Source organism: Streptomyces sp. NPDC059718, from assembly GCF_042733315.1.
Classification (GTDB): Bacteria; Actinomycetota; Actinomycetes; order Streptomycetales; family Streptomycetaceae; genus Actinacidiphila.
Genome location: NZ_JBHWGA010000150.1, coordinates 1 through 1,103, shown reverse-complemented (window position 1 = coordinate 1,103; position 1,103 = coordinate 1). Strand labels below are relative to the sequence as shown.

Here is a 1,103-nt window from a genome sequence, read left to right as displayed (position 1 = left end):
ACTGAGCTTTGCTGATCAGGTTGATGCTGAGTGGATTTCGAGTCCGGTGTGGGCGAGGAATGCGGTCAGCAGGGCGGGGTGGTGCTGGATGCTGCGGAGTCCTGTTCGAACGGCGCGGGTGAGCTCGTCGAGGGTGAGGGCGGCGAGGTTGGCCAGGGCGGTGCGTTTGAGGTGGGACCAGACCTGTTCGACGGGGTTGAGGTCAGGGGCGTAGGCGGGCAGGTAGTGGACGGTCAGCCAGTCGCGGCCGTCGATGGAGCGTCGCATCCAGCGGCTGTGGTGGCCTGCCAGGTTGTCCCAGATCAGCACCATCGGGGCGCCGAGGGCTTGGTGGGCCTGGTCCAGCAGGGGGATCAGGTCGCGGTCGCGGTACCAGCCGGTGCGGATCCGGTAGATCAGTCGCGGGGCCTGCCCGGGGCGGTAGCAGGTCAGGGCGGCCATGGACAGTTTCGGCTGGCGGCCCTTGACCACGGTCAGCACCGGAGTCTGCCCGGCCGGCGCCCAGGTTCGGACAACGGCGCCGGTCAGCGAGGTCCCGGCCTCGTCCTGGAAGCAGAACCAGGCGCCGCGGCCCCCCCTTTTTCGATCTTCGGCCACTCGGTCTCCACCCATTCCCGGATCGCGTCCGCGTCGCGCTCGGCGGCTTGGCGGGCGGGCACTTGCGGGGTGAAGCCCATTCGGTGCAGCAACCGGCTCACCCCCGACAGCGAGCCGTAGACCACGGAGAACCGCTCGATGATCACGCGGCGGACCCGCGCCAGGGTCCAGCCGTCCGTGGCGAACCCATAGTCCTTGGCGCCAGCCCGCAACAGTTCCCGCAGGTCCTGCCGCTGGGCTTCGTCCAGCGCGCACTGCGCGCCGGCTATCCCGCGCCCGAGCAGGGCATCCGAGCCGCCCTCGCTCCAGGCATGGTGCCAGTTGTGCACCGCCTGCGCGCTCACCCCCAGCAGGCGTGCGATCTCCGCATCCGACCGCCCACCCTGTTCGAATAACTGACCCGCCGCCAGACGCCTTTGCTCCCGCACCCGGTGAAAGTCACCGGCCCCTCGCCCAGTGCCCATGAATACGACATAGCACCAGACACATGATCAGCCAAGGTCAGT

The 1,103-nt window shown here is 68.9% G+C and carries 2 protein-coding genes; both read right to left on the bottom strand.

Translation table 11 applies throughout. The features are described from left to right. Positions 1-15 precede the first annotated feature (15 nt). Positions 16-597, bottom strand: coding sequence for an IS630 family transposase (locus tag ACFV3E_RS46800; RefSeq protein WP_500542663.1), 582 nt, complete (start codon positions 595-597; stop codon positions 16-18). After that, complete coding sequence (locus ACFV3E_RS46795) at positions 525-1,061, bottom strand: winged helix-turn-helix domain-containing protein (RefSeq protein WP_500542661.1); 537 nt, start codon at positions 1,059-1,061, stop codon at positions 525-527. Before ACFV3E_RS46795 ends, ACFV3E_RS46800 begins: the two co-directional genes overlap by 73 nt. Positions 1,062-1,103: the final 42 nt, after the last annotated feature.

Coding starts and splice junctions, on each gene's coding strand:
- ACFV3E_RS46795 (WP_500542661.1), bottom strand. CDS start 1,061: ATGGGCACTGGGCGAGGGGCCGGTGACTTTCACCGGGTGCGGGAGCAA.